The organism is Streptomyces litmocidini (assembly GCF_014649755.1).
In the GTDB taxonomy this organism is placed as follows: domain Bacteria; phylum Actinomycetota; class Actinomycetes; order Streptomycetales; family Streptomycetaceae; genus Streptomyces; species Streptomyces litmocidini.
Window position 1 is genome coordinate 1 of the sequence record NZ_BMTQ01000027.1, and the last position, 25,835, is coordinate 25,835.

Here is a 25,835-nt window from a genome sequence, read left to right on the forward strand (position 1 = left end):
CCCGCGGAGCGGGTACCCCATCGCTGCGCGATGGGAAAGCGAACCACCGCGCTGCGCGCGGTGGTTGCGCTCCCGCTCCGCGGGAGCGCTGGCGGCCCGCTGTGCGGGCCGCTCACTTCCGGTGCTGCGCACCGGAAGTGAGGCTTCGTTCGCTGCGCTTCCGAAGCCGTAGGGCTTCGCCCTACCCCGGCCTTTCCGCTTCGCTCCAGGCCGGGGCGGCGGGTCCGCTGCGCTCCCCCGCCTTGAAGGGGCCTTCCGGCTACGCCTCCAGTCCCCCTTCGGCCCGCTGACGCGGGCCGGGCTGGCTACAGGGGCGGGCTACTCCCAGGAGCCGGCATGGATCTCGAAGGCCGCTCTCGCAGCGAAGGCATCATCGATCGGCACATCCCACCGGGCAGCCGCTTGCTTGAGGGCTTCCTCCACTTCCTCGAGAGGCCGGGCCCAATGTGTCGAGGAAACCTCCTCCCACACCATGCGCATCCTCCTCGCCTGCTCCACCACGTGCAGAACATCCACCCTGGACGGTCTAGGCCGCATGACCGATTCCCCTGACTCTCCTTTTGGACAAGGAAGCTGTTGCCCCGTCCGCTCATGGTGCTCTTCACTCGAGCCGAAGGGGCGATACCGGGGGCTTTCCCGGCCAAAGGCCAGATGAGCAGGGGGGTAGGGCAGGGTGGGGACTGGGGGCAGAGCCGGCGTCTGGTGTTGGTGTGGCTGGTACGGGTGGCTCCGGTGCCGGCGAGGTGCGGGAGGGTCAGGCCCGATCAGCCTTGCCTGGCGTCCAGGACCAGGGCTTCGGTGCAGGGGCTGGGCCCTCCATGGCACTGCGGAGCTTTTCCTTCAGGCTCTTCGAAGGTCCTTCCTTCTCTTCCCGCTCATGGACAAGCTGGGCCGTGGTCACCCGTATATGACATTCACGGTGACGCTGCTTCACGATCACTATCCACGCCCCGTCTTGAGTGAGCAGTGCATGGCGGGCGGGCTCATCTCCTGGGCGTGCGTGACGGGCCAGGATGCCTGGGATGTGGTGCAGGGCCGCGTCCTCGGCGGCCGCGGCCGCATCCGCCCGGTCCGGGCCGATGCGGTGGGTGCCTGTAAGCATCCATCGATGCAGTTTGAGGTCCGTGCCGTCGGCACGCTCGGTGGTCCGGGTGTCTTCCTCGATGAGGACGTACCAGTCAGCAGTCATGGGCGGACTTTATCTGTTGGTGTGAGGTGTGGGAGTGTCTTCTGGTTTGATGCAGCATGTAGAGATGGCAGAATGACGGGATACCCTGGGAATTTTTTCACTGGGTCTAGGTGCTGAATCTTGTTTTCGGTGGATCGCATTGCCCGTACTCGACAGATTTTTCGTAAGAATGGTCGCCGATGTAGAGGCACGGTGGGTAGACGGGCTGCATCCCGTACCAGACTGTCCAGATCAGGGCGGTGAGAGCGAGGGAGGACGCCAGGTGCTTCCACGTAGGAGGTCCTGCGACGCGACGGATCATGAAGCTGATCATAGGACGGGGAGGGAGGGGTCATGATTACGCTCAGGGAGCATCAGGTAGACCAGCGGTCGGCGTTTCGCAGATGGGTGGGATTTCCTGCACGATCTTCTGTGCCCCCGCAGGGCGCACGGGGCACGATCGTGTCAGCGACCGGCTCGGGCAAGACGATCACGGCCGCCGCGTGCGCCCTGGAATCGTTCGCGAACGGACGGGTCCTCGTCACTGTCCCGACGTTGGACCTGCTCACGCAGACCGCCCAAGCCTGGCGGGCGGTGGGGCATCGGGCGCCGATGGTCGCGGTGTGCTCACTGGAGAACGACCCCGTCCTGAACTCGCTGGGGGTGCGGACCACCACCAACCCGATCCAACTCGCCCTGTGGGCCGTGTCCGGGCCGGTCGTCGTGTTCGCCACGTACGCCTCGCTGGTCGACCGCGAGGACGTCGACGCTCCCGAGGGCCAGCGGAAGGTTCGCGGGCCCCTGGAAGCCGCACTCGCGGGCGGGGAGCGGCTGTACGGCCAGCAGATGGTCGGCTTCGACCTCGCCATCGTGGATGAGGCGCACGGAACCGCCGGCGATCTGGGACGTCCGTGGGCGGCGATCCATGACAACGCCCGGATCCCCGCGGACTTCCGGCTCTACCTCACCGCGACCCCGCGCATCCTCGCCGCGCCCCGGCCCCAGAAGGGCGCGGACGGCCAAGAGGTGGAGCTCGCGACCATGGCCGACGACCCGAACGGGACCTACGGCGCGTGGCTCGCCGAGCTCGGGCTGAGCGAGGCGATCGAGCGGGAAATCCTCGCGGGGTTCGAGATCGACGTGCTGGAGATCCGCGACCCCTCCCCCGTCCTCGGGGAGTCGGAGGAAGCCAGGCGGGGCCGGCGCCTGGCGCTGCTGCAGACCGCGCTCCTGGAACACGCCGCCGCCTGGAACCTGCGTACGGTCATGACATTCCACCAGAAGGTCGAGGAGGCCGCGGCGTTCGCGGAGAAGCTGCCCCAGACGGCTGCCGCGCTGTACATGAACGACACCTCCGACGAGGGCATGGCGAGGGCGGAGAAGCTGCCCGCGTCGTCGATCGGCGCGGAGTTCTACGAGCTGGAGGCCGGCCGCCACGTCCCGCCGGACCGGGTGTGGTCGGCATGGCTGTGCGGCGACCATCTCGTGGCCGAGCGCCGGGAGGTGCTGCGCCAGTTCGCAGGCGGCATCGACGCGGCCGGGCGCCGGGTGCACCGGGCCTTCCTCGCGAGCGTTCGCGTCCTTGGGGAAGGGGTCGACATCACCGGCGAGCGGGGCGTCGAGGCCGTGTGCTTCGCCGACACGCGCGGCTCCCAGGTCGAGATCGTGCAGAACATCGGCCGCGCGCTGAGGCTTAACCGCGACGGCAGCACGAAGGTGGCCAGGATCATCGTGCCGGTGTTCCTGGAGCCGGGCGAGGACCCCACCGACATGGTCGCCTCCGCCAGCTTCAAACCGCTCGTGGCCGTACTCCAGGGCCTGCGCTCGCATGATGAGCGCCTGGTCGAACAGCTCGCCTCCCGCGCACTCACCAGCGGCAAGCGCAAGGTCCACCTCCAGCGCGACGAAGAAGGGCGGATCGTCGGGGCGAGCGACACGGGCGACGGTGAGGACCGGGAGGACGACACGCAGGCCGCCGCCGAGTCCGCCCTGCTGCACTTCTCCTCTCCCCGCGACGCGGCGACGATCGCCGCGTTCCTGCGCACCCGGGTCTACCGGCCGGAGTCCCTGGTGTGGCTGGAGGGCTACCAGGCCCTCATCCGCTGGCGGGCGGAGAACGAGATCACCGGCGTCTACGCCGTGCCCTACGACGTCGAGGTCGCAGTCGGCGTCACGAAGAACTTCCCCCTCGGGCGCTGGGTGCACCAGCAGCGGAAGGCGCTGCGGGCCGGGGAGCTGGAGGACCGGCGCAAGACGCTGCTGGACGCCCCGGAGGCGGGGATGGTGTGGGAGCCGGGCGAGGAGGCTTGGGAGGCCAAGCTCGCCGCCCTGCGGGCCTACCGGCGGGCGACCGGGCACCTCGCGCCCCGGCAGGACGCGGTGTGGGGCGAGGGCGAGGAGGTGGTTCCCATCGGGCAGCACATGGCCAACCTGCGCCGGAAGGGCGGCCTGGGCAAGGATCCGAAGCGGGCGGCGGAGCGCGCGGAGCAGCTGGCGGAGATCGACCCGGACTGGAACTGCCCGTGGCCGCTGAACTGGCAGCGGCACTACCGGGTCCTCGCCGACCTCGTCGACGCTGACGGAGTGCTGCCCCACATCGCGCCCGGCGTCGTCTTCGATGGCGACGACATCGGTACCTGGAGGTGGCGTCAGCAGGAACCGGGCACCTGGGCGCAGCTGGTGCCCGAGCAGCGCGAGCGGCTGACCAAGCTGGGTATCAAGGGCGCCGCCCTCCCCGTGGCGGCCGCCAGCCCGGCGCTGGCTGCCGCGCTCAAGGGGCCGAAGAAGCCGGGGAGCAAGGCGGAGACGGCGTTCCAGCGGGGGCTGACTGCCCTGGCCCAGTGGGTGGAGAAGGGAGGGCAGCGGGCCGTCCCGCGCGGCGCGGTCGTGGAGATCACGATCGACGGCGAGGCGGAGCCGGTGCCGGTGAAGCTGGGTGTGTGGCTGTCGAACACCAAGAGCCGGCGAGACAAGCTCACCACGGAGCAGCGCGCCGCTCTCGCCGCGCTGGGCATGGAGTGGGCGGGCGTCGTACCGGCCGTCGAGGCCGCCCCAGAGCCGCCCGCCCCGCAGCCCGCGCCAGCGACAGCACCCTCGGCGGCCCTGACGAAGCGGCGGCTGCGGGAGCATCACGAGGAGTGCGACGGGGAGCTGTACGAAGGCGGGAACTGCACCTGCTGGTCCATCGAACGGTACGGGCCCCCCTCCGAGCGGGAGAGCTACTGAGACAACCTCTGACCGCTCCCCCACCCCATGCGACCCCGGGCCCGCGCAGGGCCCGGGGTCTCGTACGACAGCAGCGGGCGTGCCAGTGGGGCTCTCCGTCGGCACAGCTGATTCAACATGCCGAACAGCGGACCGCCGCTCTGCCCCGGAAACGGTCGGCCGCCGGCTTCGTGGAACGTCGCCCTGGCGGCCCATCAGGAACTGCGCTCTGCGGGAAGGGCTCGTACGGTGGCGGCGGGACGGCGTACAGGACCGCCGCCCCGTGCCGGTCGGCGCCGGCCCCTCTCCGCCCCTCACGAGGGGCCGGCTCCGCCCCGCCAGAGGGGGCGTGCGGATCCGAAGCCACAGGCGTGGGTGGGCCCCGCCTACGGCCGGACGACTCACCCGGCCAAGGTTCGCGTGCGCTCCAGCGCCTCGCGCCTGCCCTCAGCGGCGCAAACGACCAAGAGGCTTGGTTCGGGTGCGCTCTTGCCGCCGACGGGACTCACACGGACTGTCTCAGGTGCCTTCGTCCTCGGAGGCGGAAGCGTCCCGTAGCCGGTTGTGGAAGGCATCGGCCTGAGCACACAGCTCCCTCAGGTAGCGGAGCAACGCCTCCGGATCGGGATTGACCAGTGCGATACGGCTCATCGTACGGACCACTGCCGCATCGTCCAGGGACGACACCCAGTCCTTGATCGTCTTCGGGTCGGCGCCCACCGGCTCCATGGAAAGGATCCCGGGAAGCTCACGGCGCGCCAGTGTGGCCTGCATGCTCAGGTTGCCGCGCTGCGTTGCGGACATGGTGCCTGCCGACAGGAGTGCGCGTCGCAGATCGCTGTGTCCGACCGTGATGTCGAGCTGAGGGGGGATGGGGGTGTCGTGGCGGGAGCCGGTGATGAGGATCGGGATGGCTGTGGTGCGGACCCAGTCTTCGAGGTAGCCGAGTTCCTTCAGCGCGATGTTCCAGACCCCGGTGTGGGGACGCTGCAGGCAGACAGGCGGGTAGATCGACAGTTCGATCCGGGTGTCGCGGGGGCCGCTGGCCAGAATGTCTCCCGTCTGGAGGGGCAGCCCGTGTCCGGGCTGGGGGTTGCGCTCCAGGGGAAGGGCGAGGGTGAGGTCGGGGTGCTGACGGTCGGGGTGGACGGCGCCGAGGCGAGTGGCGGCGACGGCCGGGGTGCGGTGCTTGGCCAGGTTGGTGTGCTCGGCCAGGAGACGCAGTGGATGATCGTCGGCGTCTCGGCGCTGGAAGGGCTGGAGCGTTCGGATGCGCTCGGCAAGTACGGCACCGGCGGCCAGTGGAGGCAGCTGGCGCCGGCGCCCGTGTGCGAGCCAGGACTCGAAGCGGCCCTGGTCGGGACAGGCGGGCATCTCGATGACCCGTGCTTCCTGGTCGGTCAGAGGGCGCTTCAGGAGGTACTCGACCTCCGCGTACAGGGTGTGCTCCACCGCGGCACGCAGCTGGGTAAGGGCGTCCGCGACAAGGCGGGGTATCACCTCGGGTATCGGGGCGACAGCGCTCACCTCCACCTGGGTCCGATCGCCGTGCACCACCTCCCTGAGGGTGAGCGGACCCTGATCGGTGTAGTCATGGACGATGCGCGTGACGTCGGCGATCAGCCGGTCCACATGGGCAAGGGTGGGCACCACGTGCAGTTGATGGTCCGGTAGCCAGCCGTAGTCCGCGAGAGTCCTCATGACCGGAAGCGTAGCCACAGCGCACCCGTGCCGACCTGCCTGTTTCCTCCGCTCTCGATGACCTGGTGCGGGAGCGGGGGTGGACGAGGTGCTGGTAAGCGGCCGGACCGGTCTGTGACACGGCCGGCGTGGTCTTCGACGGCGACGATATCGGCCGGTGGAAGTGGCGGCAGCAGAAATCCGGCACCTGGGCGCAGCTGATGTCCGAGCAGCGCGAGCGGCTGACCGCGCTGGGCATCCAGGCACCGGCCCCCGCCCCGGCGCCGGCCCCGGCGGCGGCCCTGGCGGCGGGCGGCGCGGGGGAGGGGTCGTCCAAGGCGCAGCAGGCGTTCCAACGCGGCCTCGCTGCGGCGGCGCGGCCCGGCCTGCGGTGGCACCCGGGCGGGTGAATCTTCTTCTCGCGTACGCGGGCGCAGTCCTAGCGGAGAGCGTCCAATTTGCCCAGTTTCAGAGGCACTTGACACGTTTTCATGCGTTCTGCCATGTTCTGTTCCGCCGCTTCCGGCGACCGAGCGAGAGGTGATCTCATGCGACGAACCGAGTACGACGAGGGCCAGGCCGCCAGGCGCCTGAAGGTGCCCGTAGCCGCCTTCCGGTGGGCCCGGCACACCGGTCTGGTCCCGGCCCCGGACGTGTCGTCCTCCCAGTGGTCCCGGGCCGCTGTGGAGGCGCTGGACGCCGACGCCATCTGGGCCGCGGTGCCCTCTCCGCCGATCTCTGGCGGCGCGGCAGCCGACCGGATCGCCGCCGCCCTCGGCACCCCGAACCGGACCATTTACGGCGAGCCGGCGAACGTGACGGCGTTCGTGGTGCGCCGGTTCGTCGACCGCGGCCTCCTGGTCGACCTCAGCGCGAACCCGGACGGAACGCTGCACCACCCCGGCCAGGTCGAGGAGGTCTGCCGCCGCGAGGACCTGGCCGCCCTGGTCGCCGCCGACACCCCGCTCGGACCCGAGCAGGCCGCCGCCCGCCTTCAGGTCCGCCGCGCCGACTTCAACCACATGGTCCGGCTCGGCTGGGTCCGCTCCCCGCAGTCGATCGAGGTCCGCTTCGGCACCAGCCGGGCCGGGGCCGTCGACGTCGCGCTCTACATCACGGCCTCCGTCGACGCGATCGTCCCCGCCCACCCCGAGGTCGACTGGGAGCAGCTGCGCACGGTGGAGAAAGGTCGGCGCTCTCCGCTCGCGTCGCTGCGCCCGCAGCCGGCGCCCGTACCGGCGTAAGCCTCCAAGGTCCGTACGCCCGCCCGCGTCCCGCACCGCCCGGAAAGGCGGCCCGGGACGCGGGCGTTCTTCTCGCGTGCCGCTCACGCCTGCCCGGCCGCCGGCTCCCACAAGGGCCGGGCACGTCCGGTCCCGCTGCAGTGGAAGCACAGGCCGCCTCCCGGCGTGCTGCGGGCGCCGACGGTGCCAGCGGCGTGACGGAAGAGCCGGGTGAGGCCCACCGCGTGCGCCTCGTGGAGCGGGGCTCCTGCCGTCTGCCGAGCGTGACCTCCAGCGCCACGCCGGGACCGGTGAAATGGGCGCGCATGCCCCCGGTGACCGCACTGAGCGTCTCGTTCACCTCGCGCATCGACTCCGCGCCGGACAGCTGCACACGGGCCGCGAGGACGGTGTCGTCGGCCGCGGCGAAGGACAGCAGCCCGGCCGGGCGGGCGAGCGGCCCACGGGGTCGGGGTGGGTGTGGTGGAGCTGGGCCAGGGCGTGCCACAGGTCGCCCGGCAGATCCTGAGGTGCGGTCTCTTCTCGGCTACGTCTCATACACCCCTGTGTAGGGCCTCCTCGGGCCGGTGAGCGCCGGGTGGGCCCGCCCCGTCCCGCGCGGTGGCACGGGGACTTCGATGCCTGTTCCGCCCGCCGGGCAGCCCGCCCCACAGCGAGGGGCGTGCTTGGCGCCGCCTACTCCGGGCCGGGGTCGCGCAGTGGGTTTTCGTGACCGCAGTCCCAGCAGTCCACGGTCTCGGGAAGGTTCTCGAACCGTATGCCGGGCACTCCGAAGGAGCCGTCGATGCGGAAGCCTCCGCAGCCCTGGCACGGTGTCGCGCGGAAGGGCTTGTTGCAGCGGAAGCAGGTGCCTTCCGCGCTGGTCCGGTCGAGGCGGGTAACTCGGGTGTCTGCGCTGCCGCATCGCACGCAGAACGCTTCTTGGGCCGTCATGGTTCTGGTGTACCTCAGGTTCGCGGCGTCGTTCCCCCTGCTCCGCTCCATGGGCACGTTCAGAGTCGCAGGGCCCTGATGCTCCTATTGATCGTCAAGGGGTTCCTGCGCAGGGTCGCCTTCCGTACTGCTGGCTGCTCGTCGCTGTTCTGTTGCGCGCCGTAGGTGGTGAGCGACAATGCCCGCATGACGGGCGGGGGAGGCAGCGTGGATCGGGATGCCACGAGGGCATGGTGGGAAGGGCTCGTTCGCCGGGTGGCTGCCGCCATGCTGGTGTCGGCCGTGCTCTCGCTCCTGGTATCGGCCCTTCTCATCGGCATCCCTCACGGATGGAAGACGGCAACGTCCTTGGCCGACGTCACACTGCGCACGTCATGGATCGCACGTTTCCTTGTCCCGATCGCCGTCGCCATGCACCTGGTGATCCACTTCCATCGCCGCAGCAAGCTGCCGCCACGAGGCCGCCCCCGGCCCCGGTCCACCAAGAGGGGCGGCCAGCACCGCTGACCTGGGGCCGGCCCCAGCCTGCGGAACTCATGGACGAGGCGATGATCCTATTGCCAGTCAAGAGAGTTGAGAACCTGATGGTGGTCAGGTTCGGTAGGGGTGAAGAGCGACGCTCTCCGGTCCGACGCTGATCTCCACCCAGGACTCGTCCACGCTGCTGGGGATGGGTGATGCCAGGTCGAACAGCACGGACCAGTGGCCCATCTGGAGGTAGGCGGCTGCGTCGTCGGTCAGGTGAAGGCGGCCGCGCATGATCACCCGGCCGCCTTCCTGCCGGAGCTTCGGCTCAGTGGTAGCGGCTGGCCGGGTGTTCTGGCCCCAGTGGAGGTCCGCGTCGACGGTCCATTCGATGAGGTGCCGGCCGTCGGCTTCTCGCGGATCGCCGCGCCAGAGCACCACGGCGGACCCGATGGGAGTGTGAACCCGAACTGTCATGTGCTGCTGCGGGGCCTGCGGCAGGCTCTCTGTGCGGACGAACATCGCCTCATCATCCATGACGTCACGTCCCGTGACCGTGGAGTTGTCGGGCTGCCGAGGTCAAGCGGCGGTGAGCCAGTCCCGGTAGGCGCCTGCGAGGTCGTCGTCGCGGCGTGTGCCGCGTTCGATGCAGGAGATCACGGCCGGCCAGACGCCGAAGTGCTCGGCGACGGTGGTCAGGGTGATGTTCTTGGCCTGGCGTGCAGGCCGGAGGTCGGAGACATCCGGGACGCTGACCGGTGTGGTGAGGTAGCGGAAGATCTCCCGGGCGATCGTCCGCTTGAGCAGGCGGATGATCTCCTTCTTCGTGCGTCCGGCGGCGGTCTGCCGGGCGACGTAGTCGCGGGTGCGGGCGTCGCTGGACATCCGGACGAGAGCGATGCGGTAGAGGGCTGAGTTCGCCCCGCGGTCGCCGCCGCGGGAGAGGCGGCGCCGCGACCGCCCTCGGCCAAAACGATGGTGCGACCGGCGACGGTGATCCACGAATCCCCGCCGGCGGTGCGAACGTCGTCGCCGTCGGTCGGGGGCGTGGAGGGCTGGCCGCCCCGGCCGATGTGGACCTCGAACTCGGTGCCCGGCTTGACTCCCGTCAGCCGGCACTCGACGTAGTAGCCACCACCCCCACCAGCGCCGCCGCCGCCACGTCGGCGAGCCGGTCCAGGGCTCGCCGGTCAACACCGATGCCGTACGACAGGGCGTTGACGACTGCGGCCAGAAGCTGGACGCGGTCGAAGTCCATGCGGGTCACGGTCAGTCCGCTCGCCGGGTCGAAGACGAGGGCCGCGATGTCTGCTGGTAGCGGGACCTGCGGCTGGCTGGTACCCCTACGTCCTCACCTGCACGCTCGTCGAAGCCGACTGAGCCCGCCCCAACGCCTGGCCGCCCTGGCCGGCATCACCGTGCTCGACCTCGACCTCCCGGCCGTCCTCGCCGTCGCCCAGCAGGCCACCTGGACCCCGGCCCACCTCCAGCACGCGGCCCAGCCCACCGTGGAGCGCCCGGACGGCGCGATCATCGCCACCATCATCCCCGAGCGTTGGAAGGGGAGAACCGGTCCGCGTCCTTGCCCTCGCCCCGTGAGCACTGCGGCGGCAGCAATACCAGCCCAGCTGCTCGAAGCGGAACTCCGACTGCTGGCATCCTCGAGCGCCGAAGGGCGTCATCGACGGGCCGTCACCACCAGCACGGGCATTAACTGATCGTTTCAGAATGAGGGCGTGGGCTCTTCGTCATCGAGTCGCTGAAGAACCTGCGTGAAGTCACCGGCGTCGAGCAGGCCGGCGAGTACCTGGGTCATGTTGTCGATGCCAGCGTCCCGGACTATCAGACCGTCAGAACACCAGAAGTAACGGCCGCCCAACTCCTCGCCCGTTTGGGACCACCTCTTCATCAGGCGCTCGACCTCGGCGAGCGTGAACACGGTCGCGCTCCAGCGGGAGCCGTCCGCTGCCAGCCTCACCTCTACATCGACGTTGCAGACGGCGTCTAGATCCTCGCCGGCGCTGGGCAGGAATGACGCCTCGAACCGATCTGTGCGGACGCGGTACCAGGGTTCATCCCAACCCTGCTCAGCGGTTTTGTCCCCGGTGCTGGTCATCCGGGGAGTATGTCGATCCGGCTCGGCTTGCTCAACCGGGTTCTCTGGCAAGCTCCAGCCTCGTGAACGTGAACCTTGTCCCCGACGATCTCTGGGACCGGATAGCCCCGCTGTTGCCGGCGCGCCCACGTCGGCACAGCCACCCCGGACGGCTCCCAGTGCCGGATCGGGTCGCACTGACGGGCATCGTTTACGTCCTGCGCAAGGACATGACCTGGCGCGACGGGCCAGACGCGGAGGAAGAGGCGATGGCCGGTTCCACCGGGCATGCCGGCAGAAGAGGGTTAGCGGCCCTGTCCGGCCATCGCTCGGATACGCGGCTCCACGAGGCAACACCTTGCCCACAACCACGCTCCGACCCGCACCATAGCCCTTTACGGAATGGGCTGTACGTCTGAATTATGACGCGCGTCGGCTGGCATCAAAATTCCCTGGATCATTTCGGGACCTCGGCGTCTTCCCGGTCTAGGACTGCCCGGATCCCTCGGCGGACCGCCGACGGATATCCGAGCCGGTCCGCGGCCGCCTCAAATGGCAGCTCTGGGTGTGCCTTCACCAGGGTTGCGATCTGCTCGCTTCGGAGCTCCGCCAGTGCCCGCTGCACGGAGGCGTAGGCGGCCCCGACTGTCTCCTGGACGCTGGCGATCGTGATCGCGGGCTCGGCGTCGAGGAGGACGGCCACCCGGGCACGGAGTTCACCACGCGGGACCGCGTCGGTGCTGCCCTTCGGCCGGCCGGGGGCGGCCGACTTTCCGGGACGGCTGTCGCGGAAGGCGTGCACGGTGCTCCGCGGCCAGTGGTCGACACCGTGGACGTCGACGATGTGCGGGGTGAGACGCGGGTCAGTTGCGTAGCCGTCCCAGGTTCGGGGCGTCACGCCGAGTTCGGCAGCGGCCTCCTGACGGTCCAGGAGCATGTCGGTTTTGCCGGCAGACGGTAGGTCGGGGACGGTGTCACCGGCGAGGAAGGCAGCGGTCTGCTCGCCGTCCCACAGCAGTGTGCGGGCGCCGGCCGAGCTGATCGGAGCGGGAAACCCGGGCTGGGTGTAGGGCTTCTTGTTCCGGAAGGTCCCCATGGCCATGCCCATGTCCTGGGCCAGCAGCTCCCGGGTCCGGACGAGGTGCTGCCGATCTGGATGGATCATCGCGGGTGCTCCTCCTGGGGGACGGCCGCCGGGCCGGCCCTTGGGCGGCACGACATCGCGAATAAATATACAGCACTACCATCAATGGACGTGTCTCCGCCCCCGCGGCCCGCCCCGTGGAGCCCGCGGGGAAGTTCCACACCGCACCGGTTCAGCGATGGCTACCGCGTACGCGAAGCCTCACCGCAGCGAGTGGCGGCGCACCCAAGGTCAGGATCGCCGCCGCTCTTGCCGGACAACGTGGAGGCACGCCCCGCACCTGGGAATGCCTCCTCACCGCAGCCGCAGCAGCCAGTCCGGATGCGGACGCCGGGCTTAGCCGAGCCAGACGATGTCCAGGACGGACAGGTGCCGCAGGGCTCGGTTGGCGAAGTAGATGGCGGACAGGCGGCCGGCGGACGCGATCCGGACGTCTTCGCCTTCGGGGTCGTCGGGGTCCCACTGGCGGAAGCCCCACGGGGCGGCCGCGGCGGCGTCGAGCAGGTCCCAGACCGTCTCTTCGGCGTGCTCGGGAAGTTCGGTGAGGACCTTCGCGGCCGGTGTCGAGAAGCGGACCGCGTACGGCTGCGTGCTCACCGGCGCCGCCGGCCGCGGAGCTCGGCCATGTCGATGAACCCTGTCTCGTCGTGGCCGGAGGCCACGAACGCGTCGACCGCCGGGGCGGAAGCGAGACGGGCCTGCCAGACGTGGACGACCTCGTAGAGGGTGTTCAAGGAGAACGTCCGACGCGACTCCTCCAACGCGGCCGCCCACTCCCTCTCGAAAGCCGGCACCCACCGCTTTGCACGCCGATCGGCCCGCAGCTGGACAAGGAGCTCGGCCGGGGCGCCGGGTGCGGGCGCGTACGGCGCGACGGGTGCGGGGTCGGGCTGGACGCTCATCGGCTCCTCCTGCGGCGGGTGCTACCCGCCACCGTAGAGCGCCACGCCCCAGGCCGTGCGGGATCGGGTCAAGGTCGGTGATGCCCATGGCGTACGCGACGATCGAACCGGCCACAGAGCCCCGGCCGGGCCCCTCCGCGCATGTCTTATGCGACCACCTATGAAACCCCCGCACGCCGCCGCTCTATCCAGCGTGAGGGGGCGAAGACGACCGATTCCGCCTCCCCTGGTGAATGGATGCAGGAGGCTGCGCCAGTGGAGACCATCCATGAAGTGCAGGGTCGTCGGCGACATACCTTCCTGGAGGACTCGATAGGATGCGCTGAGTGCACGCGTGGTGACGCTTCGTAATTGAAGGAGATAGCGCATGGTTCTTAGGGATCCGGCATCGGTCAACATCCGGAAGATCAGGGACTACATCGCCATGAACGGCGAGACCATGGATAAGGACCTGCTCAGGGACGCCGAAGAGATCATCGAGAAGGCCGAGAAGTCTCAGGCGGAAGGGGACTTCAGGGTCGCCAAGGCAATGACGGACATGGTCCTGGAGAGGTTGAAGAAGGCCGAGACGAGCGCCTGACTGTACGGGTCGCCCACTGCGGGATCCTGGTGCCCACCGCGCCAGCCCCGTAGTGCGGGGGACGGCTGATCAGACCGGGGCCGCCCTCGAGCGTTTCCGCCCCCTCGCGACATTGGATCACGTATCCGGCCGCGCGACTGTTCTACCGCGGCACCGGGCAGGGTTCACCAGTCGCCGGATGATCCGGCGCGAGAGGGAGGGGGGAACCCGATGGCCAAGGATCTGAATGCCGAGCTGTCCCGCATCTACGAGCGCTGCATCGAGGCGGTACGCACGATCGCCGCGCTCGACCCGACCAAGCCCGTCGAGGGATGGGACCAGTACACCTGCACGTCCGCCAACGAGTTCGCGATGGACGTCGGGATGGCATGGATGGCTGCTCATCCCGAGCACGAGGCGCAGGACACGTACCAGGCGATCATGGGCGGCGTTCCCGTTGAGCGGGCGAGTGTCTCCGGGGACTCGCCCACGCGATACGTCACGTACGGACTGACGTCGTTCGGCCGTGTCCTGCAATGCATCGAGGCCATGCGTGTCGGCCGATTCGACCCCCACGTGCCAGGCGGCGTCCGAAACGACGATGCCTGAACCAACCAAGGCCGGCGTCCAAGCCGTCCCTATCAGGCGGGGGAACGGGCATCGGACCCGTTCCTGACCGGGTCCCGGCTTGCCGCCTGCCCGAGGTCAAGACCCGGGGGGTGGACGACGGCCCGCAGGCCCGGTCCGCCCCCGGGCACGTCGAGAGGGCGGCCTCAGAAATTCAGCCGAGGGTGCGCCAGGTCCAGGTGGTGGAGAACTCCAACGGGTCGATCAGGGTGACCAGCCGGGGGGAGGTGTTGAGCCCGTTCGGGGGGCCGGACTGCGGCTCGACGACGATGGCCTCAGGCTGGGTGTCGCAGATGGTCACCCATTCGGCGCGGCTGTCGATGGCCAGCTCCAGGGCGCCGGGCCAGGTGAGGGTGACGTGCACGCCGTCGGGCATCCCGAAGGTGTCGTCCCAGGGGCCGGATGCGGGGTCGATGCGGTTTCCGGTGGGCAGCTGGTCCTCGCCGCGTTCCTCCTGCCATGCGGGGGTGAAATCGAGCTTCACATCGCCACCGGTGCCGAGGTTGCGTCGGAAGCAGGGGCGCCAGCCGGCCTGCGCGGGGAAGCTGTCGTTGCCGGTCTCCACGCCCACGGTGAGGGTGAGCGAGGAATCGGTGAGCTCGACCAGCTGACTGACGCGCCCGGGGTAGGGCCAGGCGGTGTCGGCGAGGTCGTAGATGAACGCGGCGGAGTCCGTGTCGGTGCGAGTTACCCTCCAGGCGGTGTCGCGGCCGGTGCCGTGGATGCTGTGCGGCGGGGCGTTGACGGGCATCTGGTGCCGCTCACCGCCGTTGTGGAACTGGCCTTGGGCGAGCCGGCCGCACCAGGGCACCGTGGGGAAAGAGCCCTCCTTCGCCCCCTGCTGCAGAAGCTCGATCCCGCGGACGCGCAGGCTGCTGATCCGGCAACCGTTACCGGGGGCGACTGTCAGCTCGGCGTCTCCGCTCTTCAATCGGACGTCATCGGCGTTGGTGGTCATGGGCTTCCTCTCACTGGAGTGCGCCGCGTAACGCCGCGGCTCGCTTCGCGCTCTCGCCGCGCCGCCGGCGGCCCCTGGGGCGCGGTCGGCACGCGGGAGTTACTTAACGCCATGATCCTGTCACAAATAGCGACAACAACGGAGTGGTCGTCGCCTGAGCGTGGGAGCGAAGGGCCCCGGGAGGGTGCGCTGTCCCCGCGGTCTTGACCAACCCAAGGGGCGCAGGAGGGCCCCGGGGAGGGGCGGTCGGACACCGTGGTCGCCGCGCGCCCAATCTCTCTCTACGTAATGATGGCAATACTTTGAGTAATGGCTTGGCTGTGTGACGGTGCTCCGCAGGCACACCGGGCCATCACCGCTCTCGCATCGACCCCCTGGAGGACTCCCCAGATGTTCACTTCCCTTCAGCTCGACCGGGCACAGCAGCGCTTCGACACGTGGGACGTCAACGGCGACGGACAGATCGACCGCTCCGACTGGCAGGCCGAGGCCCAGCAGATCCTGAAGGCCCTCCGCGTGCCTTCCGTCTCCCCGGCCGGCCGCGCCCTGACCGAGGCCTACCTGGGCATGTGGAGCTTCTTCGCGGGCGAGGCCGGGATCGACGAGGAGGACGGCTCGCTGAACCTCGACCAGTTCAACCACATCGCCCATGAGCACATCGTGGAGGACAGCAGCTCGGGTTTCGGCAGGGTCGTCCGGCCGGTCATCGAGGCCATGGTCGAACTGGTCGACACCGACGGCGACCACCAGGTCAACCCGCCCGAGTTCAAGACCTGGCTCGACGCCATCAACGCCTCGAACATCGACCCGGCCGAGGCCTTCCGCCAGATCGACACCGACGGCGACGGCCAGCTCTCCGTCGACGAGCTCGTCCAGGCCGTCCGCGCCTACCACATGGGCGACATCGACGTCCCCCTGCTCGGACACTGAGCCCTCAGAAACAGACAGCCAAGACGTACCGGGCACCAGGCGGCCCGGGGCAGGAGAACCTCCCGCCCCGGGCCGCACGGTGGACTTCGGCACACCCAGTTCCCGGGCCACCACCGCGAGACTCGCACCCTCGCGATACCGGCGCCGGATCCACGCCGACAGTGCTTTCACATCCGCACCACTCCGCCTCCTTCCCTCACCCGGGCCAACGAGGCGCTTCTGCGGAGCATGCGCCGGCACGGCGACGGCTACTAGAGCGACCCATCCCGGCGGAAGGTTCAGACGAGGCAGCAAACTCCCAGTGCGGCCCGGAGGCTTTCGCCGACGGCCGCCGCCAGGGGCGGGCCGTACGGGACCGGGGCTGATGCGTCCTCGGGGTCGAGGGCGGGTTCGGGAACTCGGGCGTTCCAGTGGTCGGCCGCGCGGTGCAGCGACGTGACAATCACCTCCACGGCGGCCTACCAGGCGAGAGCGGCCCGGACGGACAGGCCGGGCACAAGCCCGCAGCGGCAGCGCGGGTGCCGGGGTGGATGTCGGTCTCCGCGACCGGGGCGGGGAAGTCGTCGTACCGTCGGCGTCAGTTCACAGCCGCCGCCCACCCGGCTCCGGCCATCCGCGTGCCTGCGCCAGGAACACAGCGTCCCCTTTTCGAGTGATCAACGACGTAATACCCCTGTATCAGGCGAGAGGATATGGGAGTTTTGCGCACGATATTCCGCTACTAGGAGAGGAAGAGGTAGGTCCTGTGGTGACTCAGACGGAGCGCGACCGTTTCCAGGCGATGTTCAAGAAGGTCGACAGCGACGGCGACGGTGTGATCGAGCAGGTGGACATCGACCAGATGGTCCAGGGCGCGCTGGCAAAGACCACAGCCCCTGTCGGCTGTCCGGAATGGCGTCGGGTGACGGACCTGGGCAACAAGCTGTGGCACATGCTGCAGCAGGGCGCGGACACGAACGGCGACAGCCGGGTCACCGCCCGGGAGTTCGTCGCGGCATACCGCCGCCCCGACTTCCGCGACGAGGTCGCCATTCCCTTCGAGCTGGCGTTCCTGGAGATGGCCGGCAGCGACAACGACGGCAAGATCTCACTGGGAGAGTGGCTGACCTGGCAGGAGGCCAAGGGCCTGCCCCTGATGGAGTCCCTCGAGGAGTTCCAGCAGATCGACATCGACAGCGACGGCTACCTCACCCGCGAAGAATGTGTGCAGCACGTCAAGCAGTCCTACGCAGCCCAGTAAAGCGGCCAGGGCCATCGGCCGTGCCGGCGCACTTGGCGGCACGGCCGATGCGTGTCGATCCGGGGCGGGAACTCCCCCATCTCGGCGTCAAGCTCGCCGAGTCACGCTGGACATCTCGTGCCCAGCAACTGCTGCATATGGATATGTCAGTCGAGGCGCTTGCCCGCCCGGACGATGGACGTTCTACCTCCAAGCCGGAGCCTGCCGCAGCAGCGCCACCAATCCCAGGAGCCGGACAGAGGCGCGCGGGGTAACGTCACGGGCAGGCTCGGCTGCGTCCCGTGCGTCCTGTGCATGGCCTACGGCGGGCTGGCACCATCAGAGGAACCGGCCCGTCCCGCTTGTCGGCACAGGGACTTCGAGGCCGGTCCCGCTGTGCGTCCTGGCGATTGCCGACCGCGCAGCGGGCTTGCGCGGTCAGGTGCGCCAGCAGAACCAGCTGCGGACCCGATCCGGCTCCTGGTCGTCCTCCGGCCACCGAATCACGTGCCGACTACCCACGGCGGCCGAACAGGCCGCGGCCCTTCCTTGCCTCCGCTTCGGCCGCCTCCCGGGCCGCGGCTTCCTCCGCCTGGCGCCGCGCGGCCTGCTCCGCCTGCACCTGTTCCCGATGTTCGGTCAGGCACGGATCACACAGCTCGCGGTGCTGCTGCGCCGGGTAGTGCCGGATCGAACGCCAGCGCTCATCGGTGAACTTCGCTCCGCAGCGCCCACACATGGGCCGCTTCGCCTCGCGGGCCGCGGCTTCACGCTCCTTCTGGCGCCTGCGGGCCTGCTCCGCCTGCACCACGTACAACCGGTCGCCATCGGGGTTGTCCAGGGCTTCAATCAGCGTCTGCCACTCATCGCGACCGAGCCTGCGCCACACCTTCCCCGCCGCCCCATCCCGATCGGCCGTGATCCGCTCCAGCTCGGTGACGACCACGGGCACCGACTGGTTGTAATCGACAGTCGTGATGCCCCCGCCCGCGTACAGGGTGCCGGCGAAGTAGCAGCGGATGGCCTGCTCCAGGCGCCGCATCCGGCTCTCGCGCTGCGCGACGGTCTTGCCCGTGAACACGAACGTGAGGGGCACGTAGCCCTCGTGGCCGGTCGCCGGGTAGATCCGCGGCCACAGCCTGAAGTCATGCACCTTCACTCCCCCGAAAGCGCGGCGCTTGGCGGCTTCCTGGGACCGCCGACGTTGCTCGCGCGGCTCCTTCTTCTTGGCCGCCTTCGCCTTCGGCTTCCGGGGGCGCTTGCAGACCGGCTGCCACCCCGCGGGCTCACCGGACTCTCGCTCCTGGTCCTCTTGGGAGCAGCTCATTCAGCACGTGCGGCCGGGGCGTTGCCCGCGGTGTGCCGTGCGAATCCGCTACGGGTTTTGCTCTAGGTTGCGGCTTCATGAGAGAAAACGGCGGAGTCGGCCGCCGGACGGTGTTGAAGGCTCTTCCCGTCGGGGTCCTCGCGGGGGTGTCCGGGGGGGTGTGGGCCGGGCGGCGCGCGGTGACGCCGGCCTCTTTTCCCCAGCCGGTGACGCCCGCCATGCGGCCCATGCCCGGCTCGGCGCCCGCGGTGGTCGGTCAGACCCTCGATGTGCGGTTCACCGATGTGCTGGTCCCCGGCTACGGGGTGGTCACCACGCGCACCTACAACGGGACAATCCCGGGTCCGACCCTGCGCGTGCGGGGCGGGGATGTTCTGCGGCTGACGCAGGTCAACGGTCTGCCGCCCAATCCCGCCCACAGCGGTGGCCACAACGTGCCGCACCGTCCCAACAGTTTCAACCTTCACACCCACGGCATGCACGTCTCTCCCTCCGGGCAGGCGGACAACGTTTTGCGTGAGTTCGCTCCACGCACCGCCGGTGAAGCCGCTGCCGGCGCGCCGGAGCCCCGGTATGTGACGAGTGTGCATGTGCCGGCCGATCACCCGGCCGGCACGTACTGGTACCACCCTCATCTACACGGATCCATCGCCGAACAGATCGTGGGCGGTATGACCGGGGTGATCATCGTCGAAGGTGACATCGATGAGGTACCGGAGATCAAGGCGGCCGCGGACATCGTGGTCTGCATCAACGAGCTCAAGCTGAAGAACGGCAAGGTCCCCGCTTTCACCTCGGGCAGCTGGGTGACCGGCATCCCTTCCCTCTTCACTGTCAACGGCACGGTCAACCCCACCCTCAGGATCCGCCCGGGCGAGGTGCAGCGCTGGCGACTGGTCGCCGCGACCGCCTTCACCGCCCTGCGACTTGAGATGAGCGGGAACTCCACACGCCCGTCGTTGCACCAGATCGCGCAGGACGGTGTCACCTTCTCCACGCCCGTCGCCCTGAACACGGTGGAGCTGGCCATGGGCAACCGCGCCGACGTGCTGGTCCAGGGCGGCGCACCCGGCGTCTATGAGCTGCGGGCCGACGGGGTGCCCAGGGCGCTGATGACAATCGAGGTGGCGGGCGAGCCGATCGAGCCGCCGATGCGGCTGCCGGCCTCACTGCCGCCCGGCCTGCCCCTTCTGGACGAGAAGGACATCACCCACCCCGGGGCGGAGCGGGAAGTAATCTTCCACACCGATCCCGGTGTCTTTCCCGGGGCGTTTCCCAACGCCTTCCGCATCCTGGGCACCGGCGCGACCCCCGCGGCACATCCCGACGGAGACCTCACCCGCGACCCCTCCTACGGCCTGTTCGACCCCGCTCACACCAACCACACCCTGCCTCTGGGCACCGTGGAACGCTGGACGATCCGCACCGACGAAACCCTCCCCGCGCACAGCCACCCCTTCCACCTGCACACCAACCAGGTCCTACTCACACACCGCAACGGCAGACGACTCGAGCCGCCCGTGTGGCACGACACCATCAACCTCACCGGCGGCACCCCCGCAGGATCCGTCACCCTCCTCGTCAAGTACGAGGACTTCACCGGCCACACCATCGCCCACTGCCACCAGCTCCACCACGAAGACCTCGGCATGATGCAGACAGTGCACTACGTCCAACCATGAAAAGCCCTGGCTGACGAACTCGTCAGGTGAGGTCGAGCAAGCCAACGGCTTGGTCGTGGGCAGGGCCGTGGGTGGCGTACAGTTGGGCCTTCCGACGCGGGGTGGAGCAGCTCGGTAGCTCGCTGGGCTCATAACCCAGAGGTCGCAGGTTCAAATCCTGTCCCCGCTACTGAAACGACATGAGGCCCGGATCCACAGGATCCGGGCCTCACGCGTACATCCGCACTTCGAGCTGTCCGTCCGCTTCTCGTCACCCGCGCTGACGAGACCCCCTGCCGTGCAGGAGGCGAAGGTCTGCCCCTGCCCGGCCCGGCTCGGCTCGGCACTGATGGCTTCGCCACTCGAGCCGCTTCACCCGGGCCGGCCCGGTGTAGGCGCGCTCGACGCAGCAGCTGTTCCAGGACAGCACCCCGCGGCGAGCCGACCGGCCCTGCCTCGCGGCGGCTGCACAGCCACCGCTTCCTCACCTGCGTGTGAAGCCCCCGCTACCCACCACACCGCCGGACCGGTGCTCCCAAGGCCGTAACCAGACCGGCCGCAGCGTGATCACCCCAACTACGTGTCGCAACGGCCGCTGGGATCCACCGCACGGGTGGCCGCTGAGGCGTTGCAGGGGTACGCCTCAAGCCTCCCGTGGGGAGCCGGGAGGCAGGCGCGGTCCCGCCCTCGCGGACGGTACGGGACGGGTCCGATGCGGTGTCGCATCAAGGGATGGGTCCGCTGTGCTCAGCCTGCCACCGGGCCGTCTCGGTACGCCAGAGGTGTGCGCGCACCAGTCAATGGCATATGCCGGGCCTTGTCGTTTCGGTGTACGAGCGGCGGGTCGGGCGTGCGAAGAAACGTGCAGAACGGCTGTTACTCGAGCCGGTCACTCCCCTGGCGGAATATGCCGGGCGACGCGCCCGGCGGCGCCCTGGAGGGCGCAAGGGCTTGTCGTTGATCACCGGACGGGTGGGTGTAGCGCGCAGTGGATGTCAGGGCCACGTCTGTGGCATATGCGTGCCGGGTACAGGCGACAGTCACTGAAATGTCCGCACCCGGTAACGGGGCATAGCAGGCATTCCGGTGGCCTGGTCGGGGCGGCAGAGTTCGGGTCCTCGGCCCGCACCAGGCCGGGACCCGCACCGCTCCCGCTGGCCGGCACCGGCCGGCGGAGCCTTGTTCCCCAGGAGTCATCACCCGTGTCTGCTTCTTCGACCGCCCGCCGTATCACCGCGACCGTCCTCGCGGCCGGCTCTGTGGTCTGCCTCGTGGCCCTGCCGGCCTCCGCCCACGACGACGACCGCCACCGCACGCCGAGGGTGGAGATCAGCGCCGTGCAGGCCGACAGCCCCGGACGCGACAACCGCTCCAACCGGTCGCTGAACGCCGAGTGGGTCGAGATCACCAACAACTCCCGCCACACGGTCGACCTGGACGGCTGGACCCTGAAGGACGAGGACGGCCACCGCTACCGCTTCAACGACGTCCGCCTCGCCGGACGGGCCACCATCCGCATCCACACCGGCGAGGGCCGCGACAGCCGCACCGACCTCTACCAGGACCGCCGCGACTACGTCTGGGACAACCACTCCGACACCGCGACCCTGCGCGATGACCGCGGCCGCATCGTCGACACCGAGTCCTGGGGCGGCCGCCGCCACCACCATCACCACTGATCCCGTCCGCCCCGGATCGGGGCCGGGGCCATGACACACGCGTGTGCCGGGCAGGCCCGTCCTGCCCGGCGCACGCACGTCCGCATGCTTCCAGTCACCGGTACCCGGTCTGATGTGGGTGTGATGCGGCCTTGTTCACGAAGAGGGTGGTGGGGCCGGCCGAGGCCCGAGCGGCCCCGTCGATGCGGCGAGGTCTTCGCCGGTCAGGCGACAAGTGCGTAAAGGCGTCGGCAGAAAGAGCCGGGCCCGACCCCTCCATGCGGAGGCTCGATGCGGCTGCAGCACCGTGTCACACGCGGGCACGAACCGTTTTCACCGACAGACCGGTTTCGGCGGCGATCGCGGCCCAGGTCAGGCCCCGGGCTCGCAGAGCACGGATGGATTCCGCGTCAATACCGGGGGCCGGCCGGTTCAGCTGCCGGGCCTGCAGGTGAGTGCGCCGCTCGCCTTCGGGAATCCGGCGCAAAATCGTCCTGCAGTCCACGCCGATCTCGCGGGCGATGGCCGACGCGGACTGGCCGGACCGGTAGCGGGCGAGGATCTCCTCGTCCGAAATCGGCAGCCTCATCCGGCTGCGTGTTGTCCTCGGCTGCGGAGGGCGGGATGGCGGGGGCGGGGCTTTTCTGGCCGGGCGGCCGCGCCAGTCGGTGTCGGGGATCCGTGCCCGGATGGTGTGGGGAGAGACGCCGAACGCGCGGGCGAGCGCGTAGGAGCTCTCACCAGCTTGGTAGCGCCGGCGGATCTCCTCATCCGCAAGCATCCACCGAGGCCGGGTCCGAGGCTGCGGGGTCCGGCCGCGGGGGCGGATCAGGTCGTCGGGGATCCGGCGGCGGATCGTGGAGGGGTGCACCTGATAGACCCGTCCGAGCTCGATGACGGTGGCACCCCGCACATACCGGGCGATGATCTCGTCCCGGGGCAGAAGCTCACCCTGCCGCTGGACGGCAAGCCGCGCCGCCTCCTTACGGGAGCGGCGCTGGGAGGGGTCGAGTCGTGCGGTCACCGCTTGGACCGAGATCTTGAGGGTGGCCGCAACCCGCTGCTGCGGCATCCCTGAACGGTAGAGGCGCACGACCTGGGCACGCAGGGCCTTCTCGGAGGGTTGCCCGGCTCGGTTCTGGTGCCGCTGCCGTGCGGCGGCCGCCGCGTCGCACCGTTCCTGCGCGGGGATATGCCGCTGGACGGTGGTCTTCGACACTCCCAGTTCCCTGGCCACCACGGCGATACTGGCGCCCTCGCGGTACCGGCGCCGGACCAACGCCGACAGCACCTTCGCATCCCTCACCACTCCCCTGCACCTCCCCCAGGCCAACGACAGGGCCCTGGCAGGAGATACGCCGACGCCCGGGAGGGATGGCACAGGACGCGCTGGACAACGACGCGGTGCGCTTTGGGGTCCAGGCAAACACCTCACGCTGCTAAGACCGTGTCCTACATGCCTGTTGGTCTGGTCATGGGGAGTGGACGGTGGGGATGGATCGTTCCGGAGGGATTGCGGGAGATAGCCGAGCCGTTGCTGCCTCCCGCTCGTGTGCGGCGCCAAGGCGGCGGGGTGACGAACATCGATGATGAGGCGGTGTTCGCCGCGATCACCTACGTGCTGGTCGGTGGCTGCGCCTGGCGGGCTCTGCCGCCGTGTTTCGGGGCGTCGAAGTCGACCGTGCACCGCCGGTTCCTGATCTGGCCCAGAGCAGGGGTGTGCGGCCGGCTGCACCAGAAGGTGCTCGGGCTCCTGGACGGCCACGGCCTGATCCGGCTCGACGCCCGCTGTTGACCACCGTTCCCCATCTCACCTGGCACGCGTCAGCACATGGGGAAGTGTGCGGGAAGACGCTGGGGAACGTGAGGGAGCATGCCGTCACTGTCTACCCAAAGGGAGCGGGCCCAAGGCCGGAGATGCCCACGTGGTTGGCGGGCCCACTCGTAGCCATGAACTCTCCTTCAGCGCCATCAGGTAGGCGGAGGATGCCAGGTGCGGCATCGAACAGGTCTACGTCGGCGTCGGTCTGAAGAGAGCCAGCCCAAGCGTTCATACGGTCATGGGTGAAGTCTTCCACCGTACTTGGATCGATCGTGATGACGAGGCTAGCCAGAACCGGAACCTCCGTCCCGTCCATGAGCACGATTGCGGGACCTTCGTATCTGATGGGCATGGTTCAGTCTGGCGCTGAGGAAGCGGGCGCCGCCGAAGTTTCGTGATTTGGCAGCCCCAACCTGGAGGGGGCCTGCCCCGTGGCAAGCCCCTCCACGCTGACCGGAGGGAGAAGCTCCAGCGCTACACCGAAGCGCTTGATGTCTACGGGATCCGCCGACTCTTCTGATCCGTAGCTCTAGCGGGATCGGTCAGTGGGGGCCGTACCGGCCGCTCCGGGGCCCGGTAGGGGCGCTACCGGACAGGACCGGTTGCTGGGGTTGCGGTACCGCGCTGCTGTACCGCACGACGGCCACCGGTCACGGCAGCGGTCCGCGATCTCCGGCCCATGGCCCCCTGCTTCGCCGCCACGGCAATCATGTCCACGGCGCCCCTCCTTGCAGGGGCTGGCGCATCGTCGGTCAAACTCGCGGGTCAACGTGTCAGTTGCGTGTGGCGATGACGAGTCCAGCGAGGACGAGCAGGGGCGAGCAGAGAAACACGATGCCGCCCGTGAGCCGAAAGAACCAAGTACCGAGTCGCGACGGCTCTGTAAGCCTCAGATTCATCGTCTGCGCTGCGGCCACAGCCCTGACGGCGTTGCGTCGCGCGGCGATCTTGTCGGCCGCACCACGTACGTTGAAGAGGAACATCGCTCCCCACGCCACGCCTGCCAGTCCCAATATGAACAGCGCGATACCCACAACCACAGCCGATCCCCTCCCTTGAGTACCGCCATGACCAGCGGTCGTCCGAGGATGATGCCAGCCGGCCCGTGGGCTGGTATGGGCGGCCCTTGGTCAGGGCTCCAGCGCCCCGAGCCGTAGCCCGTGCAGGTGGTCGGCGGGAAGCCTGACCAGGCGGTCTGGTCAGGCTTCCCGCCGACCTTGCCCATAATCCGCCCTGCCTCCCATCCCGTCTGCCGTCGACCCACACACCGTGGAGCAGACGCGATGCCGGGCGTCCAGGTGCTCGCCGTCCTCCTCGGCGGGACGACCGTCGCCACTATCGTCGGCGTGCCCGGCGGCGCCCTGCTCGGGGCGTACGCCGGGTGGCGGGCCGCGTTCTGGGTGGTCGCCGCGCTATGCGCAGCCGCCGCGCTGGGCATTCTGAGGGGTGTGCCCGCCGAGGCCATGAAGGCCGAACAGGGCTCCCTGAGGGCCAATTTCCGCGTCCTGCGCGAGCCCCGCCTCGTCCGCGTGCTGGTCCTTGCCGCGCTGGTGAACGCCGCCACTTTCGGCGCCTTCACCTTCCTCGCCCCGGTCGTCACCGACCCGGCCGGACTCACCGCGTCCTGGGTCTCCGTCGCCCTGGTGCTGTTCGGGGCGGGCTCCTTCGCCAGGGTCACGCTCGCGGGCCGGCTCGCCGACCGGCTCCTCGCGGTCGGCGGACCGCTGTCGCCCATCGGGTGGGTCGTCCTCGCCGCCCTGGCCGACTGCCCGGCAGCCCTGCTGGGGCTCCTGCTCGTCCAGGGGCGCTGTCGTTCGCTCTCGGCGGCACGCTCATCGCTCGGCTCCTGTACGCGGCGGCCGGCGCGCCCGCGCTCGCCGGGGCGTACGCCACGCCGCGCTCAACGTCGGGGCCGCTGTCGGCGGCACTGGTGCTCGACCCGCCGACGGGGCCATTCCGGCTAAGCGCGGCGCTCGTCGCCGCCGCGCTGGCGTTCGCGGCCGTCAGCGATAGTCGTCGGGGTGGTCCTGCATCCATGTGTTGATGAAGTCGCGGGTGCCGACGAGCAGCTTCTCGTGCTTCTTCAGGTTCTCGTAGAAAGCGTCGCCAGCCAGCTCCTTGTTGAGATCGGTGATCTTCTGGATCGGCTCGGGGAAGTGGCCGGGGCCCTTCGGGTCGTTCTTCATCGCCATGCCCAGTTCCTGGAGCTCCTTGTTGAGGCGGCCGAGGAAGTAGGCGC

25 protein-coding genes, 1 tRNA gene and 5 pseudogenes are annotated in these 25,835 nt (G+C 69.4%); 14 read left to right on the forward strand and 17 right to left on the reverse strand.

What is annotated here, in order from left to right:
- Positions 1-754 precede the first annotated feature (754 nt).
- Positions 755-1,189, reverse strand: coding sequence for a hypothetical protein (locus IE180_RS34015; RefSeq protein ID WP_190160814.1), 435 nt, complete (start codon positions 1,187-1,189; stop codon positions 755-757).
- A 333-nt stretch (positions 1,190-1,522) separates the two neighbouring features.
- Here IE180_RS34015 and IE180_RS34020 point away from each other — a divergent pair, with 333 nt between their 5' ends.
- The gene (locus IE180_RS34020) at positions 1,523-4,393 is read left to right on the forward strand and encodes a DEAD/DEAH box helicase (RefSeq protein ID WP_190160815.1); all 2,871 of its coding nucleotides are present in this window, start codon (positions 1,523-1,525) and stop codon (positions 4,391-4,393) included.
- A gap of 498 nt (positions 4,394-4,891) precedes the next feature.
- Here IE180_RS34020 and IE180_RS34025 read toward each other — a convergent pair whose 3' ends face one another.
- Positions 4,892-6,073 carry a hypothetical protein gene (locus IE180_RS34025; protein WP_190160816.1) on the reverse strand — a complete coding sequence of 394 codons (1,182 nt, stop codon included), beginning with the start codon at positions 6,071-6,073 and terminating at the stop codon, positions 4,892-4,894.
- Between the two features lie 128 nt (positions 6,074-6,201).
- On the opposite strand from IE180_RS34025, the gene IE180_RS34030 reads away from it, so the two are divergent.
- Together IE180_RS34030 and IE180_RS34035 are read left to right on the forward strand one after the other, a co-directional pair.
- Entirely contained in the window at positions 6,202-6,462 is a 261-nt protein-coding gene (locus IE180_RS34030) for a hypothetical protein (protein ID WP_190160817.1), read from the forward strand.
- Between the two features lie 138 nt (positions 6,463-6,600).
- Entirely contained in the window at positions 6,601-7,296 is a 696-nt protein-coding gene (locus IE180_RS34035) for a hypothetical protein (protein ID WP_190160818.1), read from the forward strand.
- A 992-nt stretch (positions 7,297-8,288) separates the two neighbouring features.
- On the opposite strand, the gene IE180_RS34040 is transcribed toward IE180_RS34035, so the two are convergent.
- The 5 genes and pseudogenes from IE180_RS34040 to IE180_RS34055 form a co-directional block, all read right to left on the reverse strand.
- On the reverse strand, positions 8,289-8,453 hold the full coding sequence (locus IE180_RS34040; protein ID WP_190160819.1) for a hypothetical protein: 165 nt from the start codon (positions 8,451-8,453) through the stop codon (positions 8,289-8,291).
- Positions 8,454-8,820: 367 nt separating this feature from the next.
- A complete protein-coding gene (locus IE180_RS34045) occupies positions 8,821-9,231 on the reverse strand; it encodes a hypothetical protein (RefSeq protein WP_190160820.1) in 411 nt (136 codons plus the stop codon).
- Between the two features lie 42 nt (positions 9,232-9,273).
- A complete protein-coding gene (locus tag IE180_RS37730) occupies positions 9,274-9,579 on the reverse strand; it encodes a helix-turn-helix domain-containing protein (protein ID WP_190160821.1) in 306 nt (101 codons plus the stop codon).
- Positions 9,580-9,626: 47 nt separating this feature from the next.
- Positions 9,627-9,806: pseudogene (locus tag IE180_RS37735) on the reverse strand (hypothetical protein); the annotation flags it as partial.
- Positions 9,803-9,952 carry a hypothetical protein gene (locus tag IE180_RS34055; RefSeq protein ID WP_190160822.1) on the reverse strand — a complete coding sequence of 50 codons (150 nt, stop codon included), beginning with the start codon at positions 9,950-9,952 and terminating at the stop codon, positions 9,803-9,805. The pseudogene IE180_RS37735 and the gene IE180_RS34055, both read right to left, overlap by 4 nt.
- 71 nt (positions 9,953-10,023) lie before the next feature.
- On the opposite strand from IE180_RS34055, the pseudogene IE180_RS36950 reads away from it, so the two are divergent.
- Positions 10,024-10,293: pseudogene (locus tag IE180_RS36950) on the forward strand (hypothetical protein); the annotation flags it as partial.
- A gap of 124 nt (positions 10,294-10,417) precedes the next feature.
- Here the strand turns inward: IE180_RS36950 and IE180_RS34060 are convergent.
- The gene (locus IE180_RS34060; RefSeq protein ID WP_190160823.1) at positions 10,418-10,810 is read right to left on the reverse strand and encodes a hypothetical protein; all 393 of its coding nucleotides are present in this window, start codon (positions 10,808-10,810) and stop codon (positions 10,418-10,420) included.
- Between IE180_RS34060 and IE180_RS37695 the strand changes: the two genes are divergently transcribed.
- Complete coding sequence (locus IE180_RS37695) at positions 10,726-11,208, forward strand: transposase (RefSeq protein WP_444545789.1); 483 nt, start codon at positions 10,726-10,728, stop codon at positions 11,206-11,208. The two genes, IE180_RS34060 and IE180_RS37695, sit on opposite strands and share 85 nt — an antisense overlap.
- 38 nt (positions 11,209-11,246) lie before the next feature.
- On the opposite strand, the gene IE180_RS34070 is transcribed toward IE180_RS37695, so the two are convergent.
- The 4 genes and pseudogenes from IE180_RS34070 to IE180_RS37635 all read right to left on the reverse strand — a co-directional run.
- The gene (locus IE180_RS34070; protein ID WP_190160825.1) at positions 11,247-11,954 is read right to left on the reverse strand and encodes a hypothetical protein; all 708 of its coding nucleotides are present in this window, start codon (positions 11,952-11,954) and stop codon (positions 11,247-11,249) included.
- A 315-nt stretch (positions 11,955-12,269) separates the two neighbouring features.
- A complete protein-coding gene (locus IE180_RS34075) occupies positions 12,270-12,530 on the reverse strand; it encodes a hypothetical protein (RefSeq protein ID WP_190160850.1) in 261 nt (86 codons plus the stop codon).
- On the reverse strand, positions 12,527-12,835 hold the full coding sequence (locus IE180_RS34080; protein ID WP_190160826.1) for a DUF6247 family protein: 309 nt from the start codon (positions 12,833-12,835) through the stop codon (positions 12,527-12,529). Before IE180_RS34080 ends, IE180_RS34075 begins: the two co-directional genes overlap by 4 nt.
- Positions 12,836-12,884: 49 nt before the next feature.
- Positions 12,885-12,974 (reverse strand): annotated as a pseudogene (locus tag IE180_RS37635) (hypothetical protein); the annotation flags it as partial.
- Positions 12,975-13,202: 228 nt separating this feature from the next.
- Between IE180_RS37635 and IE180_RS34090 the strand changes: the two are divergent.
- Positions 13,203-13,415: a PA2433 domain-containing protein gene (locus tag IE180_RS34090; RefSeq protein ID WP_190160827.1), complete on the forward strand. Its 213-nt coding sequence runs from the start codon at positions 13,203-13,205 to the stop codon at positions 13,413-13,415.
- Between the two features lie 210 nt (positions 13,416-13,625).
- Positions 13,626-14,003 (forward strand): hypothetical protein, encoded by a 378-nt coding sequence (locus IE180_RS34095; RefSeq protein WP_190160828.1) that lies wholly within the window; start codon positions 13,626-13,628, stop codon positions 14,001-14,003.
- 172 nt (positions 14,004-14,175) lie between these two features.
- On the opposite strand, the gene IE180_RS34100 is transcribed toward IE180_RS34095, so the two are convergent.
- Entirely contained in the window at positions 14,176-14,979 is an 804-nt protein-coding gene (locus IE180_RS34100) for an aldose epimerase family protein (protein WP_190160829.1), read from the reverse strand.
- A gap of 390 nt (positions 14,980-15,369) precedes the next feature.
- Between IE180_RS34100 and IE180_RS34105 the strand changes: the two genes are divergently transcribed.
- Together IE180_RS34105 and IE180_RS34110 are read left to right on the forward strand one after the other, a co-directional pair.
- The gene (locus tag IE180_RS34105; protein ID WP_190160830.1) at positions 15,370-15,909 is read left to right on the forward strand and encodes an EF-hand domain-containing protein; all 540 of its coding nucleotides are present in this window, start codon (positions 15,370-15,372) and stop codon (positions 15,907-15,909) included.
- A 745-nt stretch (positions 15,910-16,654) separates the two neighbouring features.
- Positions 16,655-17,149 (forward strand): EF-hand domain-containing protein, encoded by a 495-nt coding sequence (locus tag IE180_RS34110; protein ID WP_190160831.1) that lies wholly within the window; start codon positions 16,655-16,657, stop codon positions 17,147-17,149.
- A 493-nt stretch (positions 17,150-17,642) separates the two neighbouring features.
- Here IE180_RS34110 and IE180_RS34115 read toward each other — a convergent pair whose 3' ends face one another.
- Positions 17,643-18,281 (reverse strand): hypothetical protein, encoded by a 639-nt coding sequence (locus IE180_RS34115; RefSeq protein WP_229861183.1) that lies wholly within the window; start codon positions 18,279-18,281, stop codon positions 17,643-17,645.
- A gap of 251 nt (positions 18,282-18,532) precedes the next feature.
- On the opposite strand from IE180_RS34115, the gene IE180_RS34120 reads away from it, so the two are divergent.
- The 3 genes from IE180_RS34120 (at position 18,533) to IE180_RS34130 (ending at position 21,795) form a co-directional block, all read left to right on the forward strand.
- Positions 18,533-20,137, forward strand: coding sequence for a multicopper oxidase family protein (locus IE180_RS34120; RefSeq protein ID WP_190160832.1), 1,605 nt, complete (start codon positions 18,533-18,535; stop codon positions 20,135-20,137).
- 95 nt (positions 20,138-20,232) lie between these two features.
- A tRNA-Met gene (locus IE180_RS34125) sits at positions 20,233-20,306 on the forward strand.
- 1,012 nt (positions 20,307-21,318) lie between these two features.
- Positions 21,319-21,795 carry a lamin tail domain-containing protein gene (locus tag IE180_RS34130; protein WP_229861185.1) on the forward strand — a complete coding sequence of 159 codons (477 nt, stop codon included), beginning with the start codon at positions 21,319-21,321 and terminating at the stop codon, positions 21,793-21,795.
- 289 nt (positions 21,796-22,084) lie between these two features.
- Here the strand turns inward: IE180_RS34130 and IE180_RS34135 are convergent, their stop codons facing one another.
- Positions 22,085-23,080 carry a helix-turn-helix domain-containing protein gene (locus IE180_RS34135; protein WP_190160834.1) on the reverse strand — a complete coding sequence of 332 codons (996 nt, stop codon included), beginning with the start codon at positions 23,078-23,080 and terminating at the stop codon, positions 22,085-22,087.
- 168 nt (positions 23,081-23,248) lie between these two features.
- Between IE180_RS34135 and IE180_RS34140 the strand changes: the two are divergent.
- Positions 23,249-23,554: pseudogene (locus IE180_RS34140) on the forward strand (transposase); the annotation flags it as partial.
- Between the two features lie 815 nt (positions 23,555-24,369).
- On the opposite strand, the gene IE180_RS34145 reads toward IE180_RS34140, so the two are convergent.
- Positions 24,370-24,630: a hypothetical protein gene (locus IE180_RS34145; RefSeq protein ID WP_190160836.1), complete on the reverse strand. Its 261-nt coding sequence runs from the start codon at positions 24,628-24,630 to the stop codon at positions 24,370-24,372.
- A 261-nt stretch (positions 24,631-24,891) separates the two neighbouring features.
- Here IE180_RS34145 and IE180_RS34150 point away from each other — a divergent pair.
- Positions 24,892-25,640 (forward strand): annotated as a pseudogene (locus IE180_RS34150) (MFS transporter); the annotation flags it as partial.
- Here IE180_RS34150 and IE180_RS37435 read toward each other — a convergent pair.
- Positions 25,600-25,788, reverse strand: a complete 189-nt coding sequence (locus tag IE180_RS37435) for a hypothetical protein (protein ID WP_308434459.1) — start codon at positions 25,786-25,788, stop codon at positions 25,600-25,602. The pseudogene IE180_RS34150 and the gene IE180_RS37435 overlap by 41 nt on opposite strands.
- Positions 25,789-25,835 lie beyond the last annotated feature (47 nt).